This is a genomic window from Dyella subtropica (assembly GCF_026283965.1).
In the GTDB taxonomy this organism is placed as follows: domain Bacteria; phylum Pseudomonadota; class Gammaproteobacteria; order Xanthomonadales; family Rhodanobacteraceae; genus Dyella_D; species Dyella_D subtropica.
This window is the reverse complement of record NZ_JAPDPD010000019.1, coordinates 47837-73709: the sequence shown is the minus strand read 5'-3', so window position 1 is coordinate 73709 and position 25873 is coordinate 47837. Positions and strand designations below refer to the sequence as shown.

The 25873-nt window shown below is 61.6% G+C and carries 22 protein-coding genes; 17 read left to right on the top strand and 5 right to left on the bottom strand.

What is annotated here, in order from left to right:
* Positions 1-9 precede the first annotated feature (9 nt).
* Genes OUZ45_RS16280 through OUZ45_RS16260 form a run of 5 tightly spaced genes read left to right on the top strand, consistent with a single transcriptional unit; the run spans position 10 to position 5098 of the window.
* Entirely contained in the window at positions 10-1701 is a 1692-nt protein-coding gene (locus OUZ45_RS16280; RefSeq protein ID WP_266171199.1) for a GMC oxidoreductase, read from the top strand.
* A 10-nt stretch (positions 1702-1711) separates the two neighbouring features.
* Positions 1712-2308 (top strand): gluconate 2-dehydrogenase subunit 3 family protein, encoded by a 597-nt coding sequence (locus OUZ45_RS16275; protein WP_266171198.1) that lies wholly within the window; start codon positions 1712-1714, stop codon positions 2306-2308.
* Between the two features lie 20 nt (positions 2309-2328).
* The gene (locus OUZ45_RS16270) at positions 2329-3384 is read left to right on the top strand and encodes a sugar phosphate isomerase/epimerase family protein (RefSeq protein WP_266171197.1); all 1056 of its coding nucleotides are present in this window, start codon (positions 2329-2331) and stop codon (positions 3382-3384) included.
* A 2-nt stretch (positions 3385-3386) separates the two neighbouring features.
* Complete coding sequence (locus OUZ45_RS16265) at positions 3387-4289, top strand: hydroxypyruvate isomerase family protein (protein ID WP_266171196.1); 903 nt, start codon at positions 3387-3389, stop codon at positions 4287-4289.
* Between the two features lie 20 nt (positions 4290-4309).
* Positions 4310-5098 carry a 3-keto-disaccharide hydrolase gene (locus OUZ45_RS16260; protein ID WP_266171195.1) on the top strand — a complete coding sequence of 263 codons (789 nt, stop codon included), beginning with the start codon at positions 4310-4312 and terminating at the stop codon, positions 5096-5098.
* A gap of 603 nt (positions 5099-5701) precedes the next feature.
* Here the strand turns inward: OUZ45_RS16260 and OUZ45_RS16255 are convergent.
* Positions 5702-6175 carry an Lrp/AsnC family transcriptional regulator gene (locus tag OUZ45_RS16255; RefSeq protein WP_266171194.1) on the bottom strand — a complete coding sequence of 158 codons (474 nt, stop codon included), beginning with the start codon at positions 6173-6175 and terminating at the stop codon, positions 5702-5704.
* 171 nt (positions 6176-6346) lie between these two features.
* On the opposite strand from OUZ45_RS16255, the gene ald reads away from it, so the two are divergent.
* The 6 genes from ald to OUZ45_RS16225 all read left to right on the top strand — a co-directional run bounded on the left by ald (position 6347) and on the right by OUZ45_RS16225 (position 13550).
* The gene (gene ald / locus OUZ45_RS16250) at positions 6347-7465 is read left to right on the top strand and encodes an alanine dehydrogenase (RefSeq protein ID WP_266171193.1); all 1119 of its coding nucleotides are present in this window, start codon (positions 6347-6349) and stop codon (positions 7463-7465) included.
* A 412-nt stretch (positions 7466-7877) separates the two neighbouring features.
* Entirely contained in the window at positions 7878-9281 is a 1404-nt protein-coding gene (locus tag OUZ45_RS16245; RefSeq protein WP_266171192.1) for a GGDEF domain-containing protein, read from the top strand.
* 251 nt (positions 9282-9532) lie between these two features.
* Positions 9533-10048 carry a MarR family winged helix-turn-helix transcriptional regulator gene (locus tag OUZ45_RS16240; RefSeq protein WP_266171191.1) on the top strand — a complete coding sequence of 172 codons (516 nt, stop codon included), beginning with the start codon at positions 9533-9535 and terminating at the stop codon, positions 10046-10048.
* Positions 10049-10125: 77 nt separating this feature from the next.
* Complete coding sequence (locus OUZ45_RS16235; protein ID WP_266171190.1) at positions 10126-11316, top strand: WD40/YVTN/BNR-like repeat-containing protein; 1191 nt, start codon at positions 10126-10128, stop codon at positions 11314-11316.
* Between the two features lie 271 nt (positions 11317-11587).
* Positions 11588-12604: a S41 family peptidase gene (locus OUZ45_RS16230; protein ID WP_266171189.1), complete on the top strand. Its 1017-nt coding sequence runs from the start codon at positions 11588-11590 to the stop codon at positions 12602-12604.
* Positions 12605-12695: 91 nt separating this feature from the next.
* On the top strand, positions 12696-13550 hold the full coding sequence (locus OUZ45_RS16225; RefSeq protein WP_266171188.1) for a pirin family protein: 855 nt from the start codon (positions 12696-12698) through the stop codon (positions 13548-13550).
* Between the two features lie 141 nt (positions 13551-13691).
* On the opposite strand, the gene OUZ45_RS16220 is transcribed toward OUZ45_RS16225, so the two are convergent.
* Complete coding sequence (locus tag OUZ45_RS16220; protein WP_266171187.1) at positions 13692-14075, bottom strand: glyoxalase superfamily protein; 384 nt, start codon at positions 14073-14075, stop codon at positions 13692-13694.
* A gap of 320 nt (positions 14076-14395) precedes the next feature.
* Here OUZ45_RS16220 and OUZ45_RS16215 point away from each other — a divergent pair, with 320 nt between their 5' ends.
* Positions 14396-15202, top strand: coding sequence for an MBL fold metallo-hydrolase (locus OUZ45_RS16215; RefSeq protein ID WP_266171186.1), 807 nt, complete (start codon positions 14396-14398; stop codon positions 15200-15202).
* Positions 15203-15413: 211 nt separating this feature from the next.
* Here the strand turns inward: OUZ45_RS16215 and OUZ45_RS16210 are convergent, their stop codons facing one another.
* Together OUZ45_RS16210 and OUZ45_RS16205 are read right to left on the bottom strand one after the other, a co-directional pair.
* A complete protein-coding gene (locus OUZ45_RS16210; RefSeq protein WP_266171185.1) occupies positions 15414-15872 on the bottom strand; it encodes a fasciclin domain-containing protein in 459 nt (152 codons plus the stop codon).
* A 1046-nt stretch (positions 15873-16918) separates the two neighbouring features.
* The gene (locus OUZ45_RS16205) at positions 16919-17200 is read right to left on the bottom strand and encodes a hypothetical protein (protein ID WP_266171184.1); all 282 of its coding nucleotides are present in this window, start codon (positions 17198-17200) and stop codon (positions 16919-16921) included.
* A gap of 271 nt (positions 17201-17471) precedes the next feature.
* Between OUZ45_RS16205 and OUZ45_RS16200 the strand changes: the two genes are divergently transcribed.
* Together OUZ45_RS16200 and OUZ45_RS16195 are read left to right on the top strand one after the other, a co-directional pair.
* Positions 17472-18251, top strand: a complete 780-nt coding sequence (locus OUZ45_RS16200; RefSeq protein ID WP_266171183.1) for a YiiX/YebB-like N1pC/P60 family cysteine hydrolase — start codon at positions 17472-17474, stop codon at positions 18249-18251.
* Positions 18252-18452: 201 nt separating this feature from the next.
* Positions 18453-18905: a fasciclin domain-containing protein gene (locus tag OUZ45_RS16195; RefSeq protein WP_266171182.1), complete on the top strand. Its 453-nt coding sequence runs from the start codon at positions 18453-18455 to the stop codon at positions 18903-18905.
* Positions 18906-19007: 102 nt separating this feature from the next.
* On the opposite strand, the gene OUZ45_RS16190 is transcribed toward OUZ45_RS16195, so the two are convergent.
* On the bottom strand, positions 19008-19484 hold the full coding sequence (locus OUZ45_RS16190) for a hypothetical protein (RefSeq protein ID WP_266171181.1): 477 nt from the start codon (positions 19482-19484) through the stop codon (positions 19008-19010).
* A gap of 414 nt (positions 19485-19898) precedes the next feature.
* Between OUZ45_RS16190 and OUZ45_RS16185 the strand changes: the two genes are divergently transcribed.
* The 3 genes from OUZ45_RS16185 to OUZ45_RS16175 all read left to right on the top strand — a co-directional run bounded on the left by OUZ45_RS16185 (position 19899) and on the right by OUZ45_RS16175 (position 25330).
* Positions 19899-21722 carry an alkaline phosphatase family protein gene (locus OUZ45_RS16185; protein WP_266171180.1) on the top strand — a complete coding sequence of 608 codons (1824 nt, stop codon included), beginning with the start codon at positions 19899-19901 and terminating at the stop codon, positions 21720-21722.
* Positions 21723-22025: 303 nt separating this feature from the next.
* The gene (gene fabV / locus OUZ45_RS16180) at positions 22026-23231 is read left to right on the top strand and encodes an enoyl-ACP reductase FabV (RefSeq protein WP_266171179.1); all 1206 of its coding nucleotides are present in this window, start codon (positions 22026-22028) and stop codon (positions 23229-23231) included.
* 128 nt (positions 23232-23359) lie between these two features.
* Positions 23360-25330, top strand: a complete 1971-nt coding sequence (locus OUZ45_RS16175) for a ferritin-like domain-containing protein (RefSeq protein ID WP_266171178.1) — start codon at positions 23360-23362, stop codon at positions 25328-25330.
* Positions 25331-25873: the final 543 nt, after the last annotated feature.

Here is a 25873-nt window from a genome sequence, read left to right as displayed (position 1 = left end):
GGGACCCGCATGGAAAAGAACACATACGACGCCATCGTCGTCGGCACCGGCGTCAGCGGCGGCTGGGCCGCCAAGGAACTCACCGAGAAAGGGCTCAAGACCCTGGTGCTCGACCGCGGCCCCATGGTCAAGCACGGCGATTACCCCACCGCGATGAAGGCACCGTGGGAACTGCCTTATGCCGATCAGCCGACGCAGGAGGACACCGCGCGCCATCTGATACACACGCGCCCGTCGTTCTACGGCATCACGCAATCCACCAAGCACTGGTTCGTCGACGACATCGACCATCCCTATGTCGAAACCCGGCCGTTCGACTGGTTCCGCGGCTATCACGTCGGTGGACGCTCGCTGATGTGGGGCCGGCAGAGCTATCGCTTCAGCGCCATGGACTTCGAGGCCAATGGCAAAGAAGGCATCGGTGTGGATTGGCCCATCCGCTATGACGATCTGGCCCCGTGGTACGACTATGTCGAGGACTTCATCGGCGTCAGCGGCTCGACCGAGCATTTAGCGCAACTGCCGGATGGCCAGTTCCTCCCCCCGATGGAACTCAACTGCGTCGAAAAGGACTTCCGCGGCAAGCTGTCCGACAAGTTCGGTCGCAAGCTGATCATCGGCCGCACGGCCAACCTTTCCGGGCCACTCAAGCACGACAAGAGCCCACAACGCACCACCTGCCAATATCGCAACCTGTGCATGCGCGGCTGTCCCTTCGGCGCCTACTTCAGCAGCAATGCGTCGACGCTGCCCGCGGCCGAAAAGACCGGCAACATGACCCTGGTCCCGAACGCCATCGTCTACGAGCTGATCTACGACAACGCCAAGGGCAAGGCGACCGGCGTGCGCGTGCTGGACAGCGAAACCGGCCACCAGACGGAGTACTTCGCCCGCGTAATCTTCCTGTGCGCTTCGACCTTTGGCACCACGCATATCCTGCTGAACTCCATCTCGAGCCGCTTTCCCAATGGCTTCGGCAACGATAGCGGCGAGGTGGGCCACAACATCATGGACCACTTGTTCGGCAGCGGCGCGCGGGCGCTCGTCGACGGCCACGAGGACCGCTACTACAGCGGGCGCCGGCCGAACGGCTTCTACATTCCACGCTACCGGAACCTCGGCGGCGACAAGCGCAAATATCTCCGTGGTTTCGGCTATCAGGGCGGCGCCAGCCGCCGCGACTGGACGCGACTCGTCAACGAACCGGCGCTCGGCGCCGAACTGAAGCAGGCCGCGCAGACACCCGGCCCCTGGACGGTGTCCATGATGGGCTTCGGCGAAATGCTGCCCTCCCACCGCAACCACGTGACCTTGGATCGCAGCCGCAAAGACAAGTACGGCATGCCGGTACTCAACTTCGATGCCGCGCACGAGGAGAACGAGATCCTGATGGCCAAGGAGATCATCGACGACGCGCTCGACATGCTGAGCGCCGCCGGATACCGCGACGTGCGTTCGTTCACGACCCAGGCGAATGTCGGCGCCGGCATCCACGAGATGGGCACCGCGCGCATGGGTCGCGACCCGAAGACCTCGGTGCTCAATGCATGGAACCAGATGCATGCCTGCAAGAATGTCTTCATCACCGACGGTTCCTGCATGACCTCGTCCGCCTGCCAGAACCCGTCACTGACCTATATGGCGCTGACGGCGCGTGCGGCCAGCCATGCCGTGGAAGAACTCAAGCGCGGCAACATCTGAGGAGATCGCCATGAACCGTCGTGAATGGTTGAAGTGTTTTTCCGCGCTGGCCGTCGGTGCTGTCACCGCGCCATCACTCCTGGCTGTCTTCGACGCCTATGCCGCAGCGCAGACCCCCGGCACAAGCCCGCAGTTCTTCAGCCAGGCACAGAGCAGCCTGGTGGCGGCGGTCGCCGACATCATGATTCCGCGCACCGACACTCCTGGCGCGCTCGATGCCGGCGTGCCCGGCTTTATCGATCAAATGTTCCAGAACGTCTACACCAAGGCCGAGCAGGAGCGGTACCTCCATGCACTCGCGGCTTTCGACAAAGCCGGCGGCAAGCCATTTCTCCAACTCGAAAACGCGCAGCGCAAAGCACTGGTGACCCGGCTCCATCACGAGGCGACAACCAAGGCGAAGGCCAAGGAACCTGGTACATCGCCAGAGGCCGAGTTCGTTTTGATGACCAAGAAATTGACCATGCTGGGCTTCTTCATGTCCGAGCCTGGATGCACGCAAGTGCTCCAGTACGCCGCCGTCCCAGGCGCCTATCACGCCGACGTGCCGCTGTCGCAGGCGGGCAACGGCAAGGCATGGGCCGTCGAAACGGAATTGAAGCTCTGACGCATGCCAGGTGAGCGCACATGAAAACACTCAAGGGTCCGGGCATCTTCCTCGCCCAGTACGCGGGAGACGCGGCGCCATTCCATACGCTGCCTGATATCGCCCGCTGGGCGGCGTCGCTCGGCTTTGTCGGCGTGCAGATTCCCACCAACGATCATCGTCTGTTCGATCTCGAACAGGCGGCGGCGAGCAAGACTTATTGCGACGACATCGCCGGTATGCTGGCCGAGCACGGGCTCGCGGTGACCGAGCTGTCCACGCATCTGCAAGGGCAACTGGTAGCCTCGCACCCCGCCTATGATCGCCTGTTCGATGGCTTCGCACCCGCAGCGCTGCGTGGCGACGTGCAGCAGCGCCAGGCTTGGGCCGTGCAGCAGCTCAAGCTCGCGGCAACGGCGAGCAAGCATTTCGGTTTGTCCGCACATGCGACCTTCTCTGGTGCGCTGGCCTGGCATGTGTTCTACCCCTGGCCGCAGCGCCCGGCCGGCCTGATCGAGGATGCCTTTGCCGAACTCGGCAAACGCTGGCGCCCGATTCTCGATGCGTTCGACGAGGCCGGCGTCGATGTCTGCTTCGAGCTTCATCCTGGCGAGGATCTGCATGACGGCGCAACCTTCGAGCGCTTTCTCGACGCCGTCGGGCAGCACCCGCGCGCAAACATCCTTTACGACCCTAGTCATATGGTGCTGCAGCAGCTCGACTATCTCGCCTTCATCGACATCTATCACGAGCGCATTCGCGCCTTCCACGTGAAGGACGCCGAGTTCCGGCCGAACGGACGCTCCGGCGTCTATGGCGGATACCAGAACTGGATCGATCGCCCCGGCCGTTTCCGCTCGCTGGGTGACGGACAGATCGATTTCGGCGCGATCTTCAGCAAGTTCGCGCAATACGATTACCCAGGCTGGGCGGTACTCGAATGGGAGTGCTGCTTGAAAGATGCGCAACAAGGCGCGAAGGAAGGCGCTGCCTTTATCCGCGATCACATCATCAAGGTCACCGATCGCGCGTTCGACGATTTTGCCGCGACCGGTGCCGACCGCAGCTTCAACCGTCAGCTCCTGGGGCTCGAATAATCATGTCCGCAGATTCCCGAGGCATCACCCGCCGCACCGCGCTTGGCCAGATCGCCGCCGCCGCGGCGTTCGGCGCCGCCGCCCTCCTGCCATCGGCCCAGGCCGCACCCGGCAAACCCGCTTCCGAAAAAGCACGGCCAGGGCGCCTCAAGCAATCCCTTAGCCGCTGGACTTCCGAGGCACCACTCCCCGAGCTATGCAAGCGCGTCAAGGCCATCGGCTTCGCCGGTGTCGATCTGCTGTATGCGGACGAGTGGGCGGTGGTCAACGACCATGGCCTGGCGATTTCCATGGGCTACCCGGCGCGGCGCGACAACTTCATTGCGATGGGTTTCAACGACCCGGCCAATCACGCCACCTTGCTGAAAGAACTGGAAGCGACCATCCCGCTCGCCAAGCGCGCCGGCGTGACCAACCTGATCACGATGTTCGGCAATCGCAAGGCGGGCATCGACGAGCGCAAGGCTATCGACAACTGCGTTGCGGGGCTTTCCAAGATCGCGCCCTACGCGGCCGAGAACGGCATCACGATCTGCGTGGAGCTTCTGAACAGCAAGGTGGATCACCACGGCTACCAGGGCGACAGCACCGCGTTCGGCGCCGCCGTGATGAAGGGCATCAACTCACCCAACGTGAAGCTGCTCTACGACATCTATCACATGCAGATCATGGAGGGCGACGTGATCCGCACCATCCGCGACAACATCCAGTGGATCGGGCATTTTCATACGGGTGGCGTACCGGGCCGACACGAGATCAACGACACCCAGGAACTCAACTACCACGCCATCGCCACCGCGATCGCGGAGCTGAATTTCTCAGGATTCATCGCGCATGAATTCGTGCCGACACAGCCTGATCCATTCGCCTCCTTCGCCGAGGCGGTCAAGATATGCACGGTCTGATCTTCCAACGGAGATGGCTCATGAAGCGGCGAATCGCGGTTGCCCTTGCTTTGTTCGTGTACGCGGCAACCGATCAGTCGACCACGTGGGCGCAAGCCGTCACCTCTCCCGATCCCAAAGCCACCGAACAGTGGGAGCCCGTGCCCGAGGTCGTAACGCCAGGCAAACACGACGACGCACCGCCCTCTGATGCCGTCGTGCTGTTCGACGGTCGCGATCTCGCGCCATGGGAAACGTCCAAGGATCATTCGCCCGCACGCTGGAAAGTCCACGACGGCGTGGTGACGGTCGACAAGGCCGCGGGAAATATCCAGACCAGGCAACGGTTCAAGAACTATCAATTGCACCTGGAATGGCAAGTTCCCAAAGACATCACCGGCGAAGGCCAGGCGCGCGGCAACAGTGGCGTGTTCCTGGCGTCGACCGGCCCGGGTGACGAGGGTTACGAAATCCAGATCCTGGATTCGTGGAAGAACAAGACCTACGTCAACGGACAGGCGGCCAGCGTCTATAAACAGACACCTCCCCTGGTCAACGCAATGCGCCCCCCGGGAGAATGGCAAACCTACGACGTCATCTGGACGGCGCCAACATTCGCCGCCGACGGAACGCTGAAGTCGCCGGCTTACGTGACACTGATCCACAACGGTGTGCTGGTGCAGAACCATACCCAGCTCACCGGTGAGACCGTCTACATTGGCAAGCCGAAGTACGCGCCGTATGCGGAAGCGGCCATCAAGCTCCAGGCCCACAGCGACCCTTCAAAGCCCATCAGCTTCCGCAATATCTGGGTGCGTCCGCTGGATTGAGCGACCGCTTGTGTCCAGCGTGGATTCCCGCTCGCTGGGCTGTTCATACAGCTTCTTTTCTGACCCATGTGGAGTAACCACACTCCACATGAGCGAGGGTTTGCTTTTGATCTTTGGGGCCCCTGTGGAGCGGTGAGGGCTGGACGATCAGGCCCCGAAGGGGGCATCGACAGGACGTCGATGCCTTTTCGACACGACAGGGACGTCGTGTCGAAAAGCCCGGCCAGCCCTCACGGACCCGCAGGCGAAGCCGGAGGGCGCGGAACCGGGGTGGTCTTTCTCTTGGTTACTTCTCTTGACTCCGGGCATCCATGCCCTCCGCCCTTCGGGCCAGCTGCGCTGTTCGCCATCGCTCCTGCTCAGGCGTGACCAAACAAAGAGAAGTGACCCGGCCTCCGGCAGGAGGACGGAAGCCCGCCGCAGGCGTGCCAGGGCACGCAGCCGCGACAACCGAGAGATAACGTCACTGGATTCCGGCCTACGCCGGAATGACGAAGTAGAAACGTTGTCGCGAGCACCCGCCCCTCACCTCAATCCTCTCCCCCGTGCACAAATCGGTAAACGGGGGAGAGGAGGCCAATGCAAAGAGCCACGCTCATGGCCCTACACCGGCAACGCCGTCGTCTTCTTCACCGTTCGCAACGCCAGCGTCGATTGCACGCGCACCACGCCGGGCAACTGGGTCAGGATGTCGGTGTGAATGCGCTCGAAGTCGGCGGAGTCGGCATAAGCCACGCGCACCATGTAGTCGGCCGCGCCGGCGAGCAGACAGCACTCGGTGACCTCCGGGTGGCGCTGGATCGCTGCCTCGAAAGCGTCGAGCGCGGCACGGCCTTGCTGGTCGAGCGTGACCAGCACGAAAGCGGTGCCAGGGAGGCCCGCGACCTTCTCGTCGAGCAGCATCACATAGCGTGAAATCAGGCCGCGCTCTTCCAGCAATTTCACCCGGCGTAGACACGCCGAGGGCGACAGATTGATCTGCAGGGCGAGTTCCATATTGGTCAGGCGACCGTCCTGCTGCAGCAGCTGGAGGATCGCGCGATCCCGCTCGTCGAGGGCCAAATCGGTGCGCAGCATAAAATTCCACTTATTTATGATTTTTCGTGGTGAAAATTCTACACATGCGCCGCCGGGCACGCCAAATGAGCGAGAAATTGCTCAACACACCGTTCATACTGCTGCGTCGTCGGCAACCCATGCCGCCGGCCCAGCAACCCTCCCACTCGTACTAGCAAGAGACGTCCAGCCATGCGCATCGGTGTGCCGAAAGAAATCAAGAACCACGAATACCGCGTGGGCCTCATTCCGTCGTCCGTACAGGAACTGGTGCACCACGGTCACCAGGTCATGGTGCAGGTGGGTGCGGGCCTGGGCGCGGGCATCACCGATGCCGATTACACCGCCGCGGGCGCCACCATGGTGGAAAGCGCCGACCAGATCTTTGCCGACGCCGACATGATCGTGAAGGTGAAGGAGCCGCTGGCGGTGGAGCGCAAGAAGCTCCGCAAGGGCCAGATCCTCTTCACCTATCTGCATCTCGCCCCCGACGCGGAGCAGACCCAGGACCTGATCGCCTCCGGCGCCGTCTGCATCGCGTACGAGACGGTGACGGCCGCCAATGGCTCGCTGCCGCTGCTGACCCCGATGTCCGAAGTCGCCGGCCGCCTCGCACCGCAGGTCGGCGCGCATTCGCTGGAGAAGGCCCAGGGCGGTCGCGGCGTGTTGCTCGGCGGCGTGCCTGGCGTGCCGGCGGCCGAAGTGGTCATCCTGGGCGGCGGCGTGTCCGGCACCCACGCGGCGACGATCGCCGTGGGTATGGGCGCCAAGGTCACCGTGGTCGATCGCTCGGCCGATGCGCTGAAGCGTCTCGCCACCCAGTTCGGCACCTCGATCTCGACCGTGTTCTCCACCCGCTCCGCCATCGAAGAGCTGGTTCGCCGCGCCGACCTGCTGATCGGCACCGTGCTGGTGCCGGGTGCCGCCGCGCCCAAGCTGGTGACGCACGACATGGTTCGCACCATGAAGCCGGGTTCGGTGATCGTGGACGTGGCCATCGACCAGGGCGGCTGCGTGGAAACCTCGCACGCCACCACCCATTCCGACCCGACCTATGTGGTGGACGGCGTGGTGCACTACTGCGTCGCCAACATGCCGGGCGCGGTCGCCCGCACCTCCACCTTCGCGCTGAACAGCGTGACCCTGCCCTTCACCCTCGCCCTGGCCAACCACGGCTGGAAGAAGGCGCTGGCTCAGGACGTCCATCTGCGCAACGGCCTGAACGTGTCGGAAGGCCAGGTGACCTGCGAGCCGGTCGCCCAGGCGCACGGCCTGCCGTACGTCAAGGCGGAAACCGCGATCGGCCTGTAAGGTCTCGCGAGCATGGCCTCCCTGCGGCGAGCCGCAGGGAGGCCATGATTGGCATCACGCCTGGGGTAGAGAGCATGGGGTAGAAATGGGCGCGCGGCCCTTCCCAAGCCCCTCGACAAGTCGCAGCACATCCTCTGTTGCTACCGCGACCGTTCTAAACGCCACTTCAGTGGCGCCTACCGTGCCAGACACGGTCAGCTCCTTGAGGACAGGGAGCGCAATGTGCCCACGCAAAATTGATCAGGGCACCCCTATACTCCGCCTCGCATAACGAACACTTGAAGGCGACTCACGCGCCGGGCCACGAACGTTCACACCAGACGTTCATGCCGGCGACTGGCGGCCCGTATGCGTTTTTGGAGCCAACTACGAGCCCCGCGTTTGCGAAATCGACGTGAAATCGGAGGTGCACATGAGCGCTATCACGGTCGCCGACGGGCTGCCCTCTGCTGCCCAGCTTGTAACCAGAACGTATGCCCGCCTGCTACTCACGGGTTTTGCGCTGATTCCGGCCTACCTGATCGCCTACCTGTTCTTCTTTCAGGACCCCACGCTCAAATTCGAGAACCACACGTTCCACGAAATCGCGATCGCCGTCGCCACGCTGGAAGGCGTTTTTGTGACTTACGTGACGTGGCGCTGTTACGAGTCTTCCGGCGAACCGCTGCTGCGCTGGATGACACTCGGTTTTCTCGGCTTTGTGCTGATCTATGCGCTGCATGGCGTATTCACCGGGTTCGCGCACCAAAATATCTGGCTCTTCCTGCTGTATGGGCCGGCATCGCGGTTTGTGATGTCGATGCTGCTGTTGATCGGGCTGCTCTCCTATCACCGACCGTCCGACAACGCGGATTGGCGCGGGTCGCCCCGTCCATGGCTGAGATGGGTAGGGTTCTTCCTGCTGGCGGATCTGGCCGTGGCGTATGTCGCGAATTCGCCGATTGCCGGCGCCCTCCCGACTCGCTTGTCGATGGAAGGCGGAGCCCTTGTTTTTTCCGCATTGAACGTGACGATGCTCCTGCTGCGTCGCATCCGTTCGCCACTGATGGTGATTTTCGCCATCTCGGTCACGTCGTTCGCGCTATCGTCTCTTGCGTTCATCCTCGGGCGTCCGTGGAACCACATGTGGTGGCTCGCCCATGCGATTTTTGCGAGCGGCTTCTTTCTACTGAGCTACGGCGTCGTGCAAGCGTTCCTCACCACGCGATCGTTCTCGACCATTTACAGCCAAGAAGAGCTGATGGCGAAGCTCAGCGAAGAGATGGCGCGTACCGAAAACGCAGTGCAGGAACTGAAACGCGCCAATCAAACGTTGGCGCATCTTGCCGCCACCGATCCGCTGACTGGCGCGGCGAATCGACGTCAGTTCATCGAGCACATCGAAACCGAGATCAGCCGGGTCAAGCGTGGCGGCGCGGCGTTCTCCCTACTGTCGGTCGATCTGGACAATTTCAAATCCATCAATGATCACTACGGGCACCGTGTCGGCGACGACATCCTGAAAGGGTTCGTGCAGAAAAGCCTGGATGCGATCCGGCCGTATGACGACTTCGCCCGGGTGGGCGGGGAAGAGTTCATGGTGCTGCTGCCCCAGGCTGCACTTGCGGGGGCGCACGCGACAGCCGAACGCCTGCGCGCCGCCATTGCAAGCGCATCGTTTGAGAGTGGCGCGCACCGGCTGAGCGCGGTCACGATCAGCATCGGCGTATCGGAATTCGGCCGCGACGGCGACACGATCGACGCCATCCTACGCGTTGCTGATGAGCGCATGTACATCGCGAAACATCAAGGCCGAAATCGCGTGGTTGCCGCGTAGGGGGCGGTCAGTTCAAGCATCGGGACGGGGCGCGAAGCGTGTTTTTGCTCGTCATTCCGGCGCAGGCCGGAATCCAGTAGAAATGCCGTGCGAAGCACTCAAAACAGTTTTTGTGTACTTCGCACGACTTATTGAAACTGGATTCCGGCCTGCGCTGGAATGACGGCTTAAAAGGAGGGGATACCTCAGGACCTATGCCCCTCAATGATCGATGGCTTGACGCCATATAACAGCACTCATATGTTTCGAAGATGAAGGCTCCCACCGCATCTTTAGGCACGTTGCTCCGCCACCTCGCCGAACTCCTGGATGGCGCGGTAGAAGATAGCTACCAGCAGGCGGGCCTGGATTACCGGCCACGTTTCACACCGGTGATCCGCGCACTGATGGCGCTGGGCCCATCGTCGATCCGGGCCATCGCGGACCACGCAGGCATCACCCATTCCGCAGCCAGCCAGACCGTGGCGCAAATGACGTTGCAGAAGTGGGTGAAGTACGGGCGCGGAGGAGACGGGCGCGAACGCATCGTCTCCCTCACAGCCCATGCGGAACGCAAAGTCACCTCACTCGAGCACTGCTGGGCAGCGACGTCTATCGCCGCCGCCGACCTTGAGCGAGGTCTATCCGCACCGCTATCTCAAGTCCTTCGCGAAGCGATCGACGCCCTCGAACGACGCCCCTTTTCCGCCCGGCTACAGTCGGCCCATCAAAAATTGAGGAAGCGCGAAGGGATGGGTGATGCTAAAGCCCCCACCCCGTGCCTTTAGTTGGGTAGACCATATATAACAGCACTTATACAGTTTCCACCGTCAACTTATCCACCCTGATCGCGACGGTGAAACCCATGGTGTCTAGGACAAAGGAATGGCGACGCCTCGCCCTGTTGGCGTCGAGTATCGCGCTGACGGCCGCATGCACAACGCTGCCAAGGACGAACGATGGCGCAGCTACACTGACGCCAGCCGCCGACGCGCATTGGCAGAAGCTCCCCACCGAGGCCTTTAAAGGCAAACAGGACGACATCCAGTTTGTTGATCGCGACACGGGCTTCTACGTCAACGGCAAGAAGGGCAGCATCTGGCGCAGTCACGATAGTGGTCGCAGCTGGCAACGCGTACTAGAACAGCCAGGCACCTATTTTCGTGCGATCGGTATGCTCGACCCGCAGCATGGGTTCGCCGGCAATCTCGGCACGGACTATTTCCCTGGCGTCACCGACCCCACGCCGCTGTACGAAACCAACGATGGCGGTGATAGCTGGCACGCTGTAATGAATCTGCCGGGGCCGGCGATCAAAGGCATCTGCGCCATCGATGTGCAGAAAGTGCACTACATCGACGCTGGCAAGATCGCCACCCATACGATGATCCATGCCGCTGGACGCGTAGGCGGCCCGGCCTATCTGCTGCGTTCGCTCGATGGCGGCAACAGCTGGGCCAACATCGACATGAATCCGTGGGTGGCGATGATTGTCGATGTGAAGTTCTTCGACGAAATGAACGGCATCGTGTTTGCCGGCAGCGACGCGAATATCGACCGCTCGCACGCCCTGATCGTAGCGACGCACGATGGCGGAAAAACCTGGCAGAAAGTCTACGAATCCAAGCGCCCTGGCGAGCTGATCTGGAAAGGCAGCTTCCCCACGCGCCAAATCGGCTACGCCACGATCCAGGGCGACAGCGAAAACAAAGACGAAACGCAGCAGCGGATAGCGAAGACCACCGACGGCGGCATGACCTGGAAAGAGCTTCCGCTGGTCAACGATGCCAAGGTGCGGGAGTTCGGCATCGGCTTCGCGAACGCTCAGCTGGGCTGGGTCGGCACCAGTCAAGGTGGCTTTGAAACCCGCGATGGCGGTGCGCATTGGCAGCCGATCGAATTCGGTCGCGTGGTGAATAAAATTCGCATCATGCCCGACGGCGATGGCCACTTCGTTGGATACGCCATTGGCTCCGATGTCTACACCTTCGCGCCGCCGCTCGGCCTGCCGGCGGCGCCAGCCGACACTGCAGCCATCAAGGTCGTCAAGCCGTAAGCGCTTCGCGATGCTCCCCTCTCCCCCTGCTTTGAGCTGTTAGCTCCCTCCCCTGCTTGCGACGCAAAGCTAGTCCCGTGGGACAGGGGAGGGCTGGGGAGGGGTGAATACTTGAGAAGGCGTTTCGGGAGAGGTTTTCACAAGGGCTTACCCCCTCCCTGCCCCCCCCTGTCCCACGGGACTAGCTCTGCGTCGCAAGCAAGGGGAGGGGCTAACCGCTCGCGTCGCAGATATTCGACGTCAATCGCATCTCCGTCCCAGGTCCCTAACTATGAAACGCATTGTGCTGACCATTTCATTGGCGCTCGGCTCCTACTGTGCCGCTGCCGCGGATCTCGACGCTTCGGCCCTAAAAGCGAACAGCCAACGCGAAGTGATCGAACAGGCCGCCGAGGTGATCCAGGCCCGGTATGTCGACCCGGCAATGGGGCGCAAAGTCGCCGATGCGATTCGCAAAGAGGCGAAGAGCGATGCCTTCAAGCGCGATAGCGAGCCCGAGGCTTTCGCGCAGGCGCTGACGATGGAGCTACGCAAGCTTTCCGGTGACGGGCATTTTCGCATCAACTACAGCGCCCAACCCGTGCCGCTCCCCGACGCGCGAACGGCCGATCAATACGAAGAAGACGACGACAGCTGGGCCGGCCCTGCGGTCAATCACGGTTTCGAGAGCGTGCGTCGCATCGACGACAACATCGGCTACCTGGACCTGCGTGTGTTCGCGCCGCCGCGCGTCGCCGCCGACATGCTGCAATCCGCGATGACCTTGCTGGCACAGTCCAAGGTCTTGATTATCGACTTGCGCAACAACGGCGGGGGCGACAGCGGCATGGATATGCTGATGGCCGCCTATTTGCTGGACAAGCCGGCGGAGATGAGCGCGATCTACGATCGCCCTAGCAATCAGCTCACCCGCACTACCACGCCAGTGTGGGTCCCTGGGCGTCGATTCGGCGGTACCAAGCCCGTCTATGTGCTCATCTCGCACAAAACGTTTTCCGCCGCAGAAGCTTTCGCTTACGACCTGCAAGCCATGAAACGCATCACCGTGGTGGGCGAAGCGAGTGGCGGAGGTGCGCACCCGTATGAGCGTCGGCGCCTGACCGATCATTTCCTGATCAAGCTGCCGGAGATGCGTTCGATCAATCCCATCACAGGCACCGACTGGCAAGGGGTTGGCGTAAAGCCGGATGTACCGACACCACCTGACCAGGCGCTCGACAAGGCGCTCGAACTGGCGCATGCAGCGCTGGCGAAGGAAGCAACATCGGCTGGAAAGTCGACGCACTGACACTTTGGGCGTTTCGGTCATCGCCATCACGAGAAAACATATGTCCTCTCCCACCCTTAGGCCCAGCCGCCTGCGCTTTTCGCGCCCGGTTATGCGCGAACCGCATGCCGTCGGCGCGCACTGCCATATCCGCCAGTTCCGCCATACCGACTTCGATCGTGCGATGAGCCCCTTGGTACTGGCCGATCACTTCGTGATGACCGGCCCAACCTTCGAGCTGCATCCGCATGCCGGCATGTCGGCGGTCACCGTGCTGTTCGAGGAGACTCAAGGCTGGATGAGCAGCCACGACAGCGTGCACAACGATCATCGGATCGAGCCCGGCGACCTGCATTGGACGCTGGCCGGCAAGGGCATCGTGCATACGCAGCAGCCGGAGGGCGAACAGGCCCGGCTGGATGGACTGCAGCTATTCGTCAACCTGCCGCAGTCGCTGAAGCGCCTTGAGCCGGCGACCATGCTGGTGCACGCCGCCGACGTGCCGGTGATCGAAAGCCCTGGAACGCGCCTGCGCGTACTGGCCGGCTCGCTGGGAGGCAAAACGTCCCCGCTGCATACCCCGGCACCCATCCTTATCGTGGATGGTCGGCTGGACGCCGACACCCGTATCAACCTGCCGCTACCGGCCGGCTGGAATCTCTGGCTCTATGCCCGGCACGGGAGTCTGACGGCGCGCGAACTCGGCACAACGGAGACCGATGCCACCGAGCTGCCTTCGGGCGCAGCCGTCACCGTCTCGGCCGGGGTGACGGGGACGGTGGCGCTGCATGCTGCGAATGGGGAAGTGAAGTTTGTCGCCATTGTGGGCCCGGCGATCAACGAACCGCTCGTGCAGGTGGGCCCATTTGTGATGAATAGCCACGAAGAGATTGAGCAAGCCACCGCGGACTACCACGCTGGAAAGTTCGGAACCGTGAAGCCTTTTTCGAGCCACGCCCCTGACTAGGGACCTGTCTCCTGTGCACATCTCAACGTGTGCGCGAGCATGCTTCTGCTCCCCGCCGGGAAGAGGGCTGGGGTGAGGGATGGGTGCTCGCGACATCGTTCCCCACCAGTCCTGTCGCCACTCACACTTCCATCCGTCGCGCTATATGCTCTGGCCGACATCAATGCGATTGCCGTCCGGGTCTGCGAAGACGAAACATCTGAGGCCGAAATCCGCATCGCGAATGGCCTTGATGATTCTGACCTGGCTCTGTTCGAGCTGTGCGTACAGCGCAGCTGCCTCCGACACCATAAGGTGAGCCACATTCTGAGCAGTCGCCTTATGCCGCTTTGAAAGCGATAAATGGAGCTCAGCCGCATCCTTCTTGAGGATAACGAATCCGACCGGCGAACCATTCTCGAATACTTTGGTAAAGCCAAGAACTTCGGTATAGAAGCGAACAGCTCGCTCGATATCCGAAACCGTCACAGTCGGTGCTATACGTCCAAAATGGACAGGGTGAGCTACAGGCTGAGGCGTGTTCATGCGGTGCTCCAACGTACAACGGCAGAGGCTGCGGCAGAGTCGGTGCTCAGACCGGAGCTTGCCCTCAAGTGACGGAGCGGTGTCCGTGTGAGTTTCCGCGATGCTAGCACTATCCCGGCCATGGCCATTCAACGCGGCGGCCGGTGCTTCATGCTCCGCTGATCGCGCCGAGTCGTGCGCGGTCATCTCGGATATCGATCACAACCAGCGACCGTGACGCTACCATCTGGCACAACAGACCGAGACGACCAGCACCACCATGTGATCTCTCTTTCAAACGTGCTTCACTTCCCCGCCAAATCCGCCTTTAGTGGTTAACCATGCCCTTCCCTATTTGCAGCACCTGTGGAACGCAATTCGCCGAGTCAGTCGTTCCGCCGACGACCTGCCCCGTATGTGAAGACGAACGGCAATATGTCGGATGGTCTGGGCAGGCATGGACGACGCACGAAGCACTTGGCGCCGAGCACAGGCTCCACCTTCAGGAGGAAGAAGGCCTACTTGCCCTCGGTCTCGAACCTGCGTTCGCCATCAATCAACGGGCGCTCTATCTGCCCACGGATGCCGGCAACATCCTGTGGGAGTGCCTCAGCCTCGTCACGCCCGAAGCCGTGGCAGCACTCAAGGCCCGCGGCGGGCTGGATTACATCGTTATTTCGCATCCCCATTTCTATGCCGCCATGGTGGAATGGAGCGAGGCCTTTGGCGGCGTTCCGATCCTTCTGCATGAAGCCGATAAGGACTGGGTGCTAAGGCCGTCGCCACACATCCAGTTCTGGAGCGGCGACGAGCATAGGCTTTCAGAGACGGTCACGTTGATTCGTTGCGGCGGCCATTTTGACGGCAGCACGGCCCTTCATTGGAAACATGGGCCACGCGAAGGCGGAGCGCTCTTCCCAGGTGATGCATTGCAGGTCGCGATGGACCGCCGCCATGTCACGTTTATGTACAGCTACCCCAACTACATACCTATGCGACCGAGCGACGTCAGGAATATCCAGTCACGCCTGCAGGGTTACAAGTTCGCCGACGTGTTCGGCTTCACCTGGGGAAGGAACATCATCGGAGAAGCGTGCGAAGCCGTGAACCGCTCCTTCGACCGCTACTTCAAAGCCACCTCAGGTTAGCCTTGGCGCTGTGTCCCAAATGCTCATGACCACCGACGCCACGGCTGCAACCATGGTGCGGCCATGCATGCCAGGGCAGGCAAAGCGAGCATCGCGTTCCTCTTCAAAGGCGGGTACGCCAGCCTGCGATCACCGCTGATTTCGTTGACGGGCACACAAAGAAAAGTGGCCAGGCATAGCCTCGCCACGATTTCCACGCATCAGCCGCTAGTCATTGAGTGTTTGCTGCCGGCTTGGTGGGCTGAATCACGGCGTCGATGGCATGGATAACGCCGTTACTGGAGGAGATATCCGCTCCGACCAGATGCGCACCGTCGATGCTGATCCGCTCGCCGTCCTTCTCGATATCGGCGGACTGGCCTTGCAGCATCTGCGGGTGAGTCATGGTGCCTATGTCGGCCGCTGAGGCATAGCCGCGTAACACGTGATATTTGAGCACCGAAACCAGCTCAGCCTTGTTCTGCGGCTTCAACCAATTTTCGAGGGTGCCATGGGGCAACTTGCCGAAAGCTTCATCGGTAGGTGCGAACACCGTGTATGGACCGGTGCCTTGCAACACATGGGTCAGCTCCGCGGCATCCAGCGCCTTGCGCAGCGTCGTAAAGGAGCCATGGGCAGCGGCGGTGTCGACAAGGTTGGTGGCCGGAACACGAGTGACGGGGCTATACATGAGATTGCCTTTGAATGTGGATCCGCAGACGCAGATCCCGGGCGGCCAAAACCGCAACCCCGGCATGGCGCGGGGACGTTCTCAGTAGCGTTAGGGAGATAACCGCAGAGCTGAGGTGCCAAGCAACAAAGAACATTCAAGGCACTGAGTCACTATGCGCGTGAAGTTGTTACGCTGGCGTAACGCATGGCGCGCACGCGTGATCCAAAGAGATTCTCACACTATTGGAGAACACATGGACGACAAGCACTTATAAGGTCAATCCAAAGATCGTTCCTTCAAACACCGTCCCATTACAACCACCTAATGATGAAGAGCGCATATTGTTCGCAGGGGTAACACGCTCGCTGCCATCCGATAAGCAGTGAAATGCGGCAAAGGCCATGATCATGATCGCTCACAGCACATCACTACCTCGCTCACCATCATTGTTCCAGGCATGGCTGGACCACATTACTCGCATCGCGCGCCACATGGGATTCGTCGAGCCAGTTCCCGTGCCTGTACCCCTGACGCACAGGCAGCAGTTGATGTTGGCTCAAGATAAAAAGAAGGCAGAAGAGCGCGCACGGCAGCTCGAACTTTTACATCGCGTCAGATACCCAAACCGATTCTGACCTTGAAAGACCCGCTGCACGGCCTGCGGACTTCGGCCAATCACATGCCCGGGGGCCGCTATGCGCGCTGAAATGAAGCGTCGCTGCGTTCTCGCCAGCGAAGGCCGTATGCATGGATGTTCGGATTGAACAACACGTTCGAAGTACGGCCAGGAATCCATCTAGCTGGATTGGACCCACGTGAACTCGATGTCATCCTTCACAGCGGTATCGACCTCTGTCATGGGAACGCCGAGAAGTTCGTAGATACGCCCGTGCCGCATACCGAAGAAAATACCTCCACGCCTGTACGTAGCGGTCCATGTGACGCGGCCCGAGTTTGCATGCTCATAGTCGCCTTCGTACGTAAAACCATTGGTGGTCATACCTGAAACGGTTGTCATGACTGCTGCCTTATAGACTGGCCATAGATAGGATCAACGGGTGCTGTCAGCGCTCGCTGGATTCAATCCTTGAATGCCTTGCACCGTCATCATCCATACGATGGGCCTCCAAGTCTTGCAGGTTCTTCTCGAGCTGTTTCGGCGAGTCCACCTTGGGCATCGGCGGGCCATGCTGGCTTGAGGTCGATGCACGTGGCCATGTAGCTGACGCGTCGTCCTCCGGAAATCGGTGATTGTGCTGCCCACTGCCAGCCGCTTTCAGGAATGGCCCAAAACTGAGCTTGTGCGGGTAGAAGTACAGCGAATTCGTTTGATTGAGCGCGTACATAAGCGTTGCCTTGAGTGTTGACCTGCCTCCTGCAAGTCATAAGCGGACGGCAGCCCACGTATCCGACCAGGCCGGAGTGAACTCAGTGGCGTTAGAAGGGAAACCGTAGCCTGAGACGATCGGAGCTGGCCCAGAGTAGCTTCGTCGTACGATCAACATGCGCTTTCCGCTGTTACGCGGCTGTAATGTTTTACCAAGCTGTCGGCCAGGCAGGGTGTGCGTATGGGCAGCGCGGTAGGATGCCATCAGCCAAGCTTCAAGAGGGTGCCTCATGCTCGCCTATCTGCTGCGACTGTTCGGACGCCCGCTTGCTCGTTACCTCACCAAACCATTGAAACGCTACGCACCTGTAGCCATGGTGCCGGCACAGCGCATGACGGCGATATTGCTCCCCGGTGACGTACTGCTGATCGAGGGTTCTTCGCGGGTCAGCCTGGCAATCAAATATCTGACTCAGTCCACCTGGTCACACGCAGCCCTCTATCTCGGCGCCGAAGCGCACGCAACAACGGGGCATGACATGCCGATGTTGATCGAGGCCGATATGCAGGAGGGCGTGCGCCTGGTGCCTCTAACGCGCTACGAGCACGCGCATACGCGCATCTGCCGCCCGCTGGGCTTGACGCCTGACGATGTGCAGCAGCTGATCGCCGATGCCCTGACCCACGTTGGCCAGACCTATGACCTGGGGAATCTCCTCGATCTCGCACGCTACCTGTTGCCGACGCCACCGGTGCCTACGCACTGGCGGCGGCGGATGATCGCGCTCGGCAGTGGTGAGCCCACCAAGGCCATCTGCTCGAGTCTGATTGCAACGTTATTTCAAAACATTCGTTACCCGATCCTTCCCGATATCGAGCACATACCGGAAGAACATCCCGGGCGAGATACCTTTTGTGCAGAAATTCTGCACATACGAAGCAGCAGCTTGTACGCGCCACGCGATTTCGATATCTCACCGTATTTCCAGATCATCAAGCCGGAGCTGCCCGCGAACTTCGACTACCGAACCCTGCACTGGGATGAACTCCACGAGCTCAGGCGCAAGTGAAGTCGTTCGCCACGTTACCCTTACCTAACAACTGCAAGCGCATGCTGCGACGGCGCCAGGAAAGCAAGTCTCCTCCTTGGCAGGCGTCTCAGCCACGCGGTCCTCTCCCTAACGCCATCTGAGTACTTCTCCGATCTACATCGGAGTCGCGGTTTCGTCCGCTCAAGATCCGCTACGCGGATCATCACTCAAGGCAACTCCATGTCCAATCATGATTCCAACACCTCTCAGGCTTCCTCCAAGAACCTCATCGATACAGCAGCGGCCAACGGTTCCTTCCTCACGTTGGGCAAAGCTCTCGAAGCAGCCGAACTCACCAGTGTCCTCAAAGGTTCGGGTCCCTACACCGTTTTTGCGCCGACGGATGCAGCGTTCGACAAGCTGCCCAAGGGCACGCTGGACAACTGGCTGAAGCCAGAGAACAAGGCGGAATTGATCTCCGTACTGAAGTACCACGTGCTACCAGGCCGGACATCAGCCGTCGAAGTCGAGAAATTGACCTCACCGAAAATGATGCAGGGCCAAACCGCGTCCGTCAGGAAAGACGGCGACAAGCTCAGCATCGGCGGTGCCAACATCACCCAGCGTGATATCGCCTCCAGCAACGGCGTCATCCACGCGATCGATACGGTGATCGTGCCCACTAAGCACTAATCGGCAAGGGTCTTGTGGTGGGGGTAACCTCACCACAACACCTCGATCGAACATGCCATGGAAAGTGGTAGCGGGATGATGGCCGTGGCCAGCGCTATGCGGCTAATGCCGAGAATGCGGCCCCAAGGACTCGCTACCCCTGGTGGCACAGATGGCGCGCTCTACATCGACCGAAGCACTGGTGCCGTGTTCGGGGCACAAGAGCGGATTCTCTGTTGGCGCTTTCATATCCAGCAGCTCTATGGACCTGGCACCAACGAGTTCCAGGAGATGGCGCACATCATCGGCACTCATTTCATCGTCCAGTTCCACAGTGACCACGGCATGACCCATTTGCGCCGGTCCGGGGAGACTGCTTGGCGAACGGAGTTCCGATACCTTCTGATGCTCTCGATGGCCCTGATGGCTGATGCTGGAGACGACCGACGTCGGCGCGCTTGAACTTGCCGCTGAATTGCCCACGCTTTCATCGACGCAAGTCGTCACATGTGCGCGCTGCATGCCTCGTGATAGCAGCTTGCCTTCGGCTGAGGCTGCTGCGAATTGAGTATCAAACTTGGCAACAATGAGGTTGGGCATGTTCCCGACTCCTCCATGGCGGCCGGCAATGCATAGTGGGCTTTCACTTGGAATCGTTCTGTGAGGACTTCCTTACGGGTGCGATCAGAAGCGGTATCGATGCTCCTGATTAGCGTCGAAGCTTAGCGAGCCGAGCTATTGGCGCCATCCTCTGCAAGCAGGGGCTTGTGCAGCCCTGGGGCGACTACTTCGGCCGGCTGACGGACCGATTTGGTGCGCAGTGGATGTTCAACTGCGCTACTCGAGTCGAGTATGAGCTGCTTGCCTCGGATGCCCAAGCCGAGTTCAAGCAGATGCGGACCGAAACCTTAGTTTCGATCCGCATGATTTTGCGCCTCTCGCATGAGTACGTTTGTCATCTGCAGCGCAGAGCATGGCGCGGCCCAATAACGGGCGCTGACAGGTCATGCACCCATGAAAAGGACGTATAGAGCGGCGCTAAGCGCCGCCCTGTTGATCGTTGCAACAGGCTCGGCCAGCTCCGCATTGGCTGCCCCATTCACCAGCGCGAACACGAGCGCGAACCTGATCGTCGGTGGCGACGGCGAAGCGGCCGCGTGCACGCCGGATTGGAACGCGGTCACCACAGTGCCGGGCTGGACCGTGCTGCAAGGCAATCCGAGCGTCGTGTGTTATTCCGCCGCCAGTTTCTCCACGCCCAGCACACCGGCGCGCGGCAAGGCGTTTCTCGCCGACGGCCCTTACGGTGACTCCGCGCTACAGCAGCGAGTGGATGTGTCGGCCGCCAGCGCCGCCATCGACACCGGTACCACGACCTACACGCTGTCCGGTTGGTTGGGCGGCTACGGCATCTACAGCGGACACACCGAGCTGAGTGCGACCTTCCTCGATGCCAGCGGCACCCCGCTGGGTTCGTCGGCGACCGTGCCCACCGTGACGGCGGCCGACCGCGGTTATGCCAACGCCTTCCTGGCGCGCGCCATCAGCAACCCGGTGCCCGCCGGCACGCGCGCGATCTCCGTGCTGTTGCGCTTTGTGGGTACCAGCGGCACTTACAACGTCGGCTATGCCGACAATGTATCGCTGACGCTTTCCACCCCGGTGCCCGCCCCGGCGCTGACCATTCCAACATCGACCGTGCCGGGCTACGACCATGTCTTCATGGTCATGATGGAAAACACCACCTATAACCAGGTCATCGGCGACACCACCGATGCGCCCTTCATCAACGGCCTGGCCAACCGCGGCACGCTGCTGATGAACTCCAGCGGGACCTACCACCCCAGCGACGAGAACTATCTCGCCGTCGCGGGTGGCGACAATTTCGTCCAGGGCGCGATCTACTACCCGAACATCCACGTCGCCTCGCCGCATCTCGGCGATCGCCTCGAAGCCATCGGCAAGAGCTGGAAGGCGTATGAGCAAGGCATGGGCACGCCGTGCAATACGAACAAAAACTACGATTCGTATTTCGGACCCGACGATGCGCCTTTCATCAATTTCACCAATATCAGCACCGACTTCGCGCGCTGCCAGGCGCACCTGGTGGATCTGAGCCAGCTCAATAGCGACCTGCAAACCGCCGCGAGCACCCCTAACTTCGCCTGGCTGGCGGCCGACGACTGGTACGACGGCGAGGCTTCGGGAAACGGCTCATCGGCGAGCCTGCAGGTACAAGACGGCTGGCTGAAGCAGACCCTGCAGCCGATCTTCAACTCCCCCGCCTGGACCGGCCAGCACTCGCTGCTGATCCTGACCTGGGATGAGTCCGCGGATAAGGCCAACAGTTCCGGCAATCACATCGCCACCATCCTGGTGGATTCCCAAGGCGCGGTGCGAGCCGGCTATGGCAGCTCCACCAGCTACAACCACTTCAGCGTGGGCCGCACCATCGAGCAGGCGCTGGGCCTGTCCTCGCTGACGGCCAACGACACCTACGCCGCGCCGATCAATGATGCGTTCGCGCAGGCCACGCCGCTGCCGGTAGCACCGACGCTGTCCACCACCACGCCGACCATGCCGCAAGGCGCCAATCTGGTGCTCGACTATGCGACCACCGGCGGCAAGCTGAGCGCCACCAACTGGGTGGGCATCTACAGCGCCGGCAATACGCCGGGGTCCAGCTCGTCGATCACCTGGCAATATGTCCCCACCGCCAATGGCAACGTGGCCCTCAACACGTCCTCGCTGTCGCCGGGCAGCTACACCGCCTGGTATCTCTATAACGATGGCTACGGTGTGCTGAGTGGGCCTGTGAGCTTCAGCGTAACGCCGTGATCCACGTGCACCGGGACAGGCACGTGCCTGTCCCGGAATCTCGGCTGGCGCGATGTTCCCCTCCCCCTGCTCGCAGGGGGAGGTCGGGAGGGGGTGAACACTTGCGATGACCTCTCCCGAAACGCTTTCTCAAGTGCCTACCCCTCCCCAGCCCTCCCCTGCTGGCAAGGGAGGGGGCAGTTCGTCTGGCCCACGACTCAGCTATCCCAGTCAGCGCCCAAAAAGCCGCCGCCCCACCCTGCGCCAGCGAATGTTGCGCAGGCTGATTAAAATGGCGGCCTTGTGACGTAACCGGAGTAGTTCGTGATCATCCATCCCAAGGTTCGTGGCTTTATCTGCATCACTGCGCATCCCGCCGGCTGCGAGAAAAACGTGCTCGAGCAAATCGAGATCACCAAGGCCAGCGGCACGCCGGCCACGGGTCCCAAGCGTGTGCTGGTGATCGGCGCGTCCACGGGTTATGGGCTGGCATCGCGGATCACCGCCGCCTTCGGCTACGGCGCGGCGACGCTGGGCGTGTTCTTCGAGAAGCCTTCCAGCGACAGCAAGCCCGGCACCGCCGGCTGGTACAACTCCGCCGCGTTCGACAAGCTGGCCAAGCAGGCCGGGCTGTACAGCAAGTCGATCAATGGCGATGCGTTTTCGCACGAGACGCGCGCCCGCGCGATCGAGCTGATCAAGCAGGACATGGGCGGCCCGATCGACCTGGTGGTCTATTCGCTGGCGTCGCCGGTGCGCAAGCTGCCGGATACCGGCGAAGTCGTGCGCTCCGCGCTGAAGACCATCGGCGAAACGTTCACTGCATCGTCGGTTGATACCAACCGCGACACCGTGATCCAGGCAACCGTGGAGCCGGCGACGGAGCAGGAAATCAAGGACACCGTCACCGTGATGGGCGGCGAGGACTGGGCGCTGTGGATCGACGCGCTGAGCAAGGCCGGCGTGCTGGCCGAGCATGCCAAGACCGTGGCCTACAGCTACGTCGGCACCGAGATCACCTGGCCGATCTACTGGCACGGCACGCTGGGCCGCGCCAAGCAACACCTGGACAACACCGCGCGCGAACTGCGCAGCCGTTATGCCGCGCAGGGGCTGGACGCCTATGTCGGTGTGATGAAATCGGTGGTGACCCAGGCCAGCGCCGCCATTCCGGTGATTCCGCTGTACGTCTCCATGGTGTTCCGCATCATGAAGGAGAAAGGCATCCACGAAGGCACCATCGAGCAGATCAACCGCCTGTTCCATGACGCCTTGTATCGCCAGGACGGATCCGCACCGAACACCGACGACGAAGGCCGCCTGCGCCTGGACGACTGGGAGCTGCGCGACGACGTGCAGCAGGCCTGCAAGGCGATGTGGCCCACCGTCACCACCGAAAATCTGTCGCAGCTCACCGACTACGCCGGCTACAAGCACGACTTCCTGCGCCTGTTCGGCTTCGCGCGCAAGGATGTGGACTACGACGCGGACATCAATCCGGACGTGCACTTCGACGTCATCGAACCCTAAGCCGTAGCGGAGGGCTGCCCCTCCGCAGGCATGGCAGCTTTCACCCATATGGGTATGCGTGAAAGCTGCCAACGCCTCCCGGCCTGCTCTACCATGCGTGCCCAGCGTCCCCGCATGGAGTTCTTCCCGTGACATCCGCTGTTCACCTGCCCAGCCGCGAACAACTGATCTATTGGTTGCATGAAGCTTCCGAAATAGAGCACCACCTGATGTGCTGCTATCTCTACGCAGCCTTCAGCTTGAAGTGGGATGACCCGCATTGGAGCGAGGCGCAGCGCGAAGCGGTCAAGCGCTGGCGCGCCACTATCATGTCGGTGGTGTTCGAGGAGATGACCCATCTGGCGCTGGTCGGCAACCTCGCCAATGCACTCGGCTCGACGCCGCACGTGAACCGACCGGCGCTACCGGTCGACGCCGGTCCCTATCCGGCGGGCTTCGTGATCCGGCTGGCGGCTTTTTCCGCCGAGACCATCGAGCACTTCAAATTCCTTGAGCGATCGTCGAATCAAGCGCAGTCCGACGGCGCCGGCTTCGAGCCGACGCGCCAGTATCGACGCGCCATTCCCGAAAGCCGCTTGAGCCCGGGGCCACGCGACTACGCAACCGTCGGCGAGTTGTACGAAGTGCTCGCGCACTCGCTCGAAGCCTGCGTAGCCGCGCAAGGTGAATCAGCCGTCTTTATCGGCGACCCAGCACTGCAGATCGATGCCAGCCTGGCGCCGCTGCCGGGCATGGTTGCGGTGACCGACCTGGACAGTGCACGCCGCGCGATCACCACCATCGTGACGCAAGGCGAAGGCGCCGGCAGCGAAGAAATCGACTCGCACTTCTCCCGCTTCTCGCGTATCGCCGACGAACTGGCCGCACTGACCGCCGCCGATCCAAGCTTCGCACCGGCATGGCCCGCGGCGACCAACCCGGTGATGAACGCACCAGTCCATAGCGCAAGCGAGCGCGTGTACATCAGCGAGCCGCGCATCGCGCGCTGGCTCGATATCGGCAACGCGATGTACACCACCTCGCTGCGCTGTTTGCTGCAAGGCTTCGCCACGCGCGAGCGGCGTGCGAAGGCCACCTGGCTGACCGCGAGTTTTTCGCTGATGCGCGCGCTGGTACCCGTAGGCCAGGGCCTTGCCGCCCGCCCCGCAGGTGACGATGCGAACGGTCCACATGCCGGACTGACGTTCACCCCCCTGCGTGCATTGACGCGCTTGCCGGAAAGCGACGCGGCCAGGTTCGTCGCCGAACGCATGGGTCAATTGCGCCAGCGTGCGATCGAACTGCCGGTGCACCCGGTCGACGGTGAGCGATGCGAAATGTGGCCCGGCGTCATCGACCTGCTTGCCGCACAGCAAGCTGCGTTGCTTGAGCTGGCCGGCATCGAAAGCGCAACGCCTCAACAAGCAACACCGGTGAACGTCCCAGCGCCGTCGCCTACGCCCGCAGCGCCCGCAGAATCGAAAATCGAAACAGCGAAAGGCCGCGACGTCACCGTGATCTTCGAAGGCCGACGCTGCATCCACTCCCGCCATTGCGTCCTCGACGCGCCCTCCGTGTTCAAAGCCAACACGCCGGGAGAATGGATCTATCCCGACACTGTATCGACAGAAGCTCTGATCGCCGTCGCCCACAGCTGCCCCTCCGGCGCGATCCGCTATGAGCGACACGACGGCGCCGCCGAAGAAGCGGCTCCCGCAGTGAACCAGCTACGCATCCGCGAGAACGGCCCCTACGCACTGCACGCACCGCTCACTTTGGCCGGCAACAACGACGGCTTCCGCGCCACCCTGTGCCGCTGCGGACAATCCAACAACAAACCCTGGTGCGATGGCACACATGCCACCGCCGGCTTTGTCGCCAGCGGCGAGCCGAAGAGCAGCAGCGTCGATCCACTAGCCGTACGCGATGGACCACTGGAAGTAGCACCGCAGAAGAATGGCCCGCTACACGTGCGCGGCAACCTGGAAATCTGCGCAGGCACCGGACGCACGGTGGCTCGTGTCACCGAAGCCAAGCTATGCCGTTGTGGGCAATCGAAGAACAAGCCATTTTGCGATCTATCGCATCTGGCGGCGGGGTTCGTTGCGGATGGGGCCTGATCGGGCACCCAAATAGCGTCGAATCTCAGCTGGCGCGCTGTTCTCCTCCCCTTGCTCGCAGGGGGAGGCAGGGAGGGGGTGAACCCTTGCGAAAACCTCTCCCGATACGCTTTCTCAAGTACTCACCCCTCCCCAACCCTCCCCTGTCCCACGGGACTAGCTTTGCGTCGCAAGCAAGGGAGGGGGCAGAAGCAAAAGCGATGCGTCAGCGAGCCCGTGACGGGTCCCCTGTGCAGCGGTGAGGGCTGGACGATAAGGCCCGCAGGGGCATGGGCACGGATGCCCATGCCTTTTCGACACGACAGGGACGTCGTGTCCCCATGTCATCTAAGAGCAGGCCCGGCCAGCCCTCACGTACCCGTAGGCGGAGCCGGAGGGCGCGGAACCGGGGTGCCCTTCTCTTTGGTTACTTTCTCTTGGGCAAGCAAGAGAAAGTGACTCGGACCGCGGCAGCGGTTCGACAGCCCGCCGCAGGCGAGCCAGGTCGCGATAACGCTTAAATCGAACGTCAACGACACTGGACCCCGGCCTACGCCGGGGTGA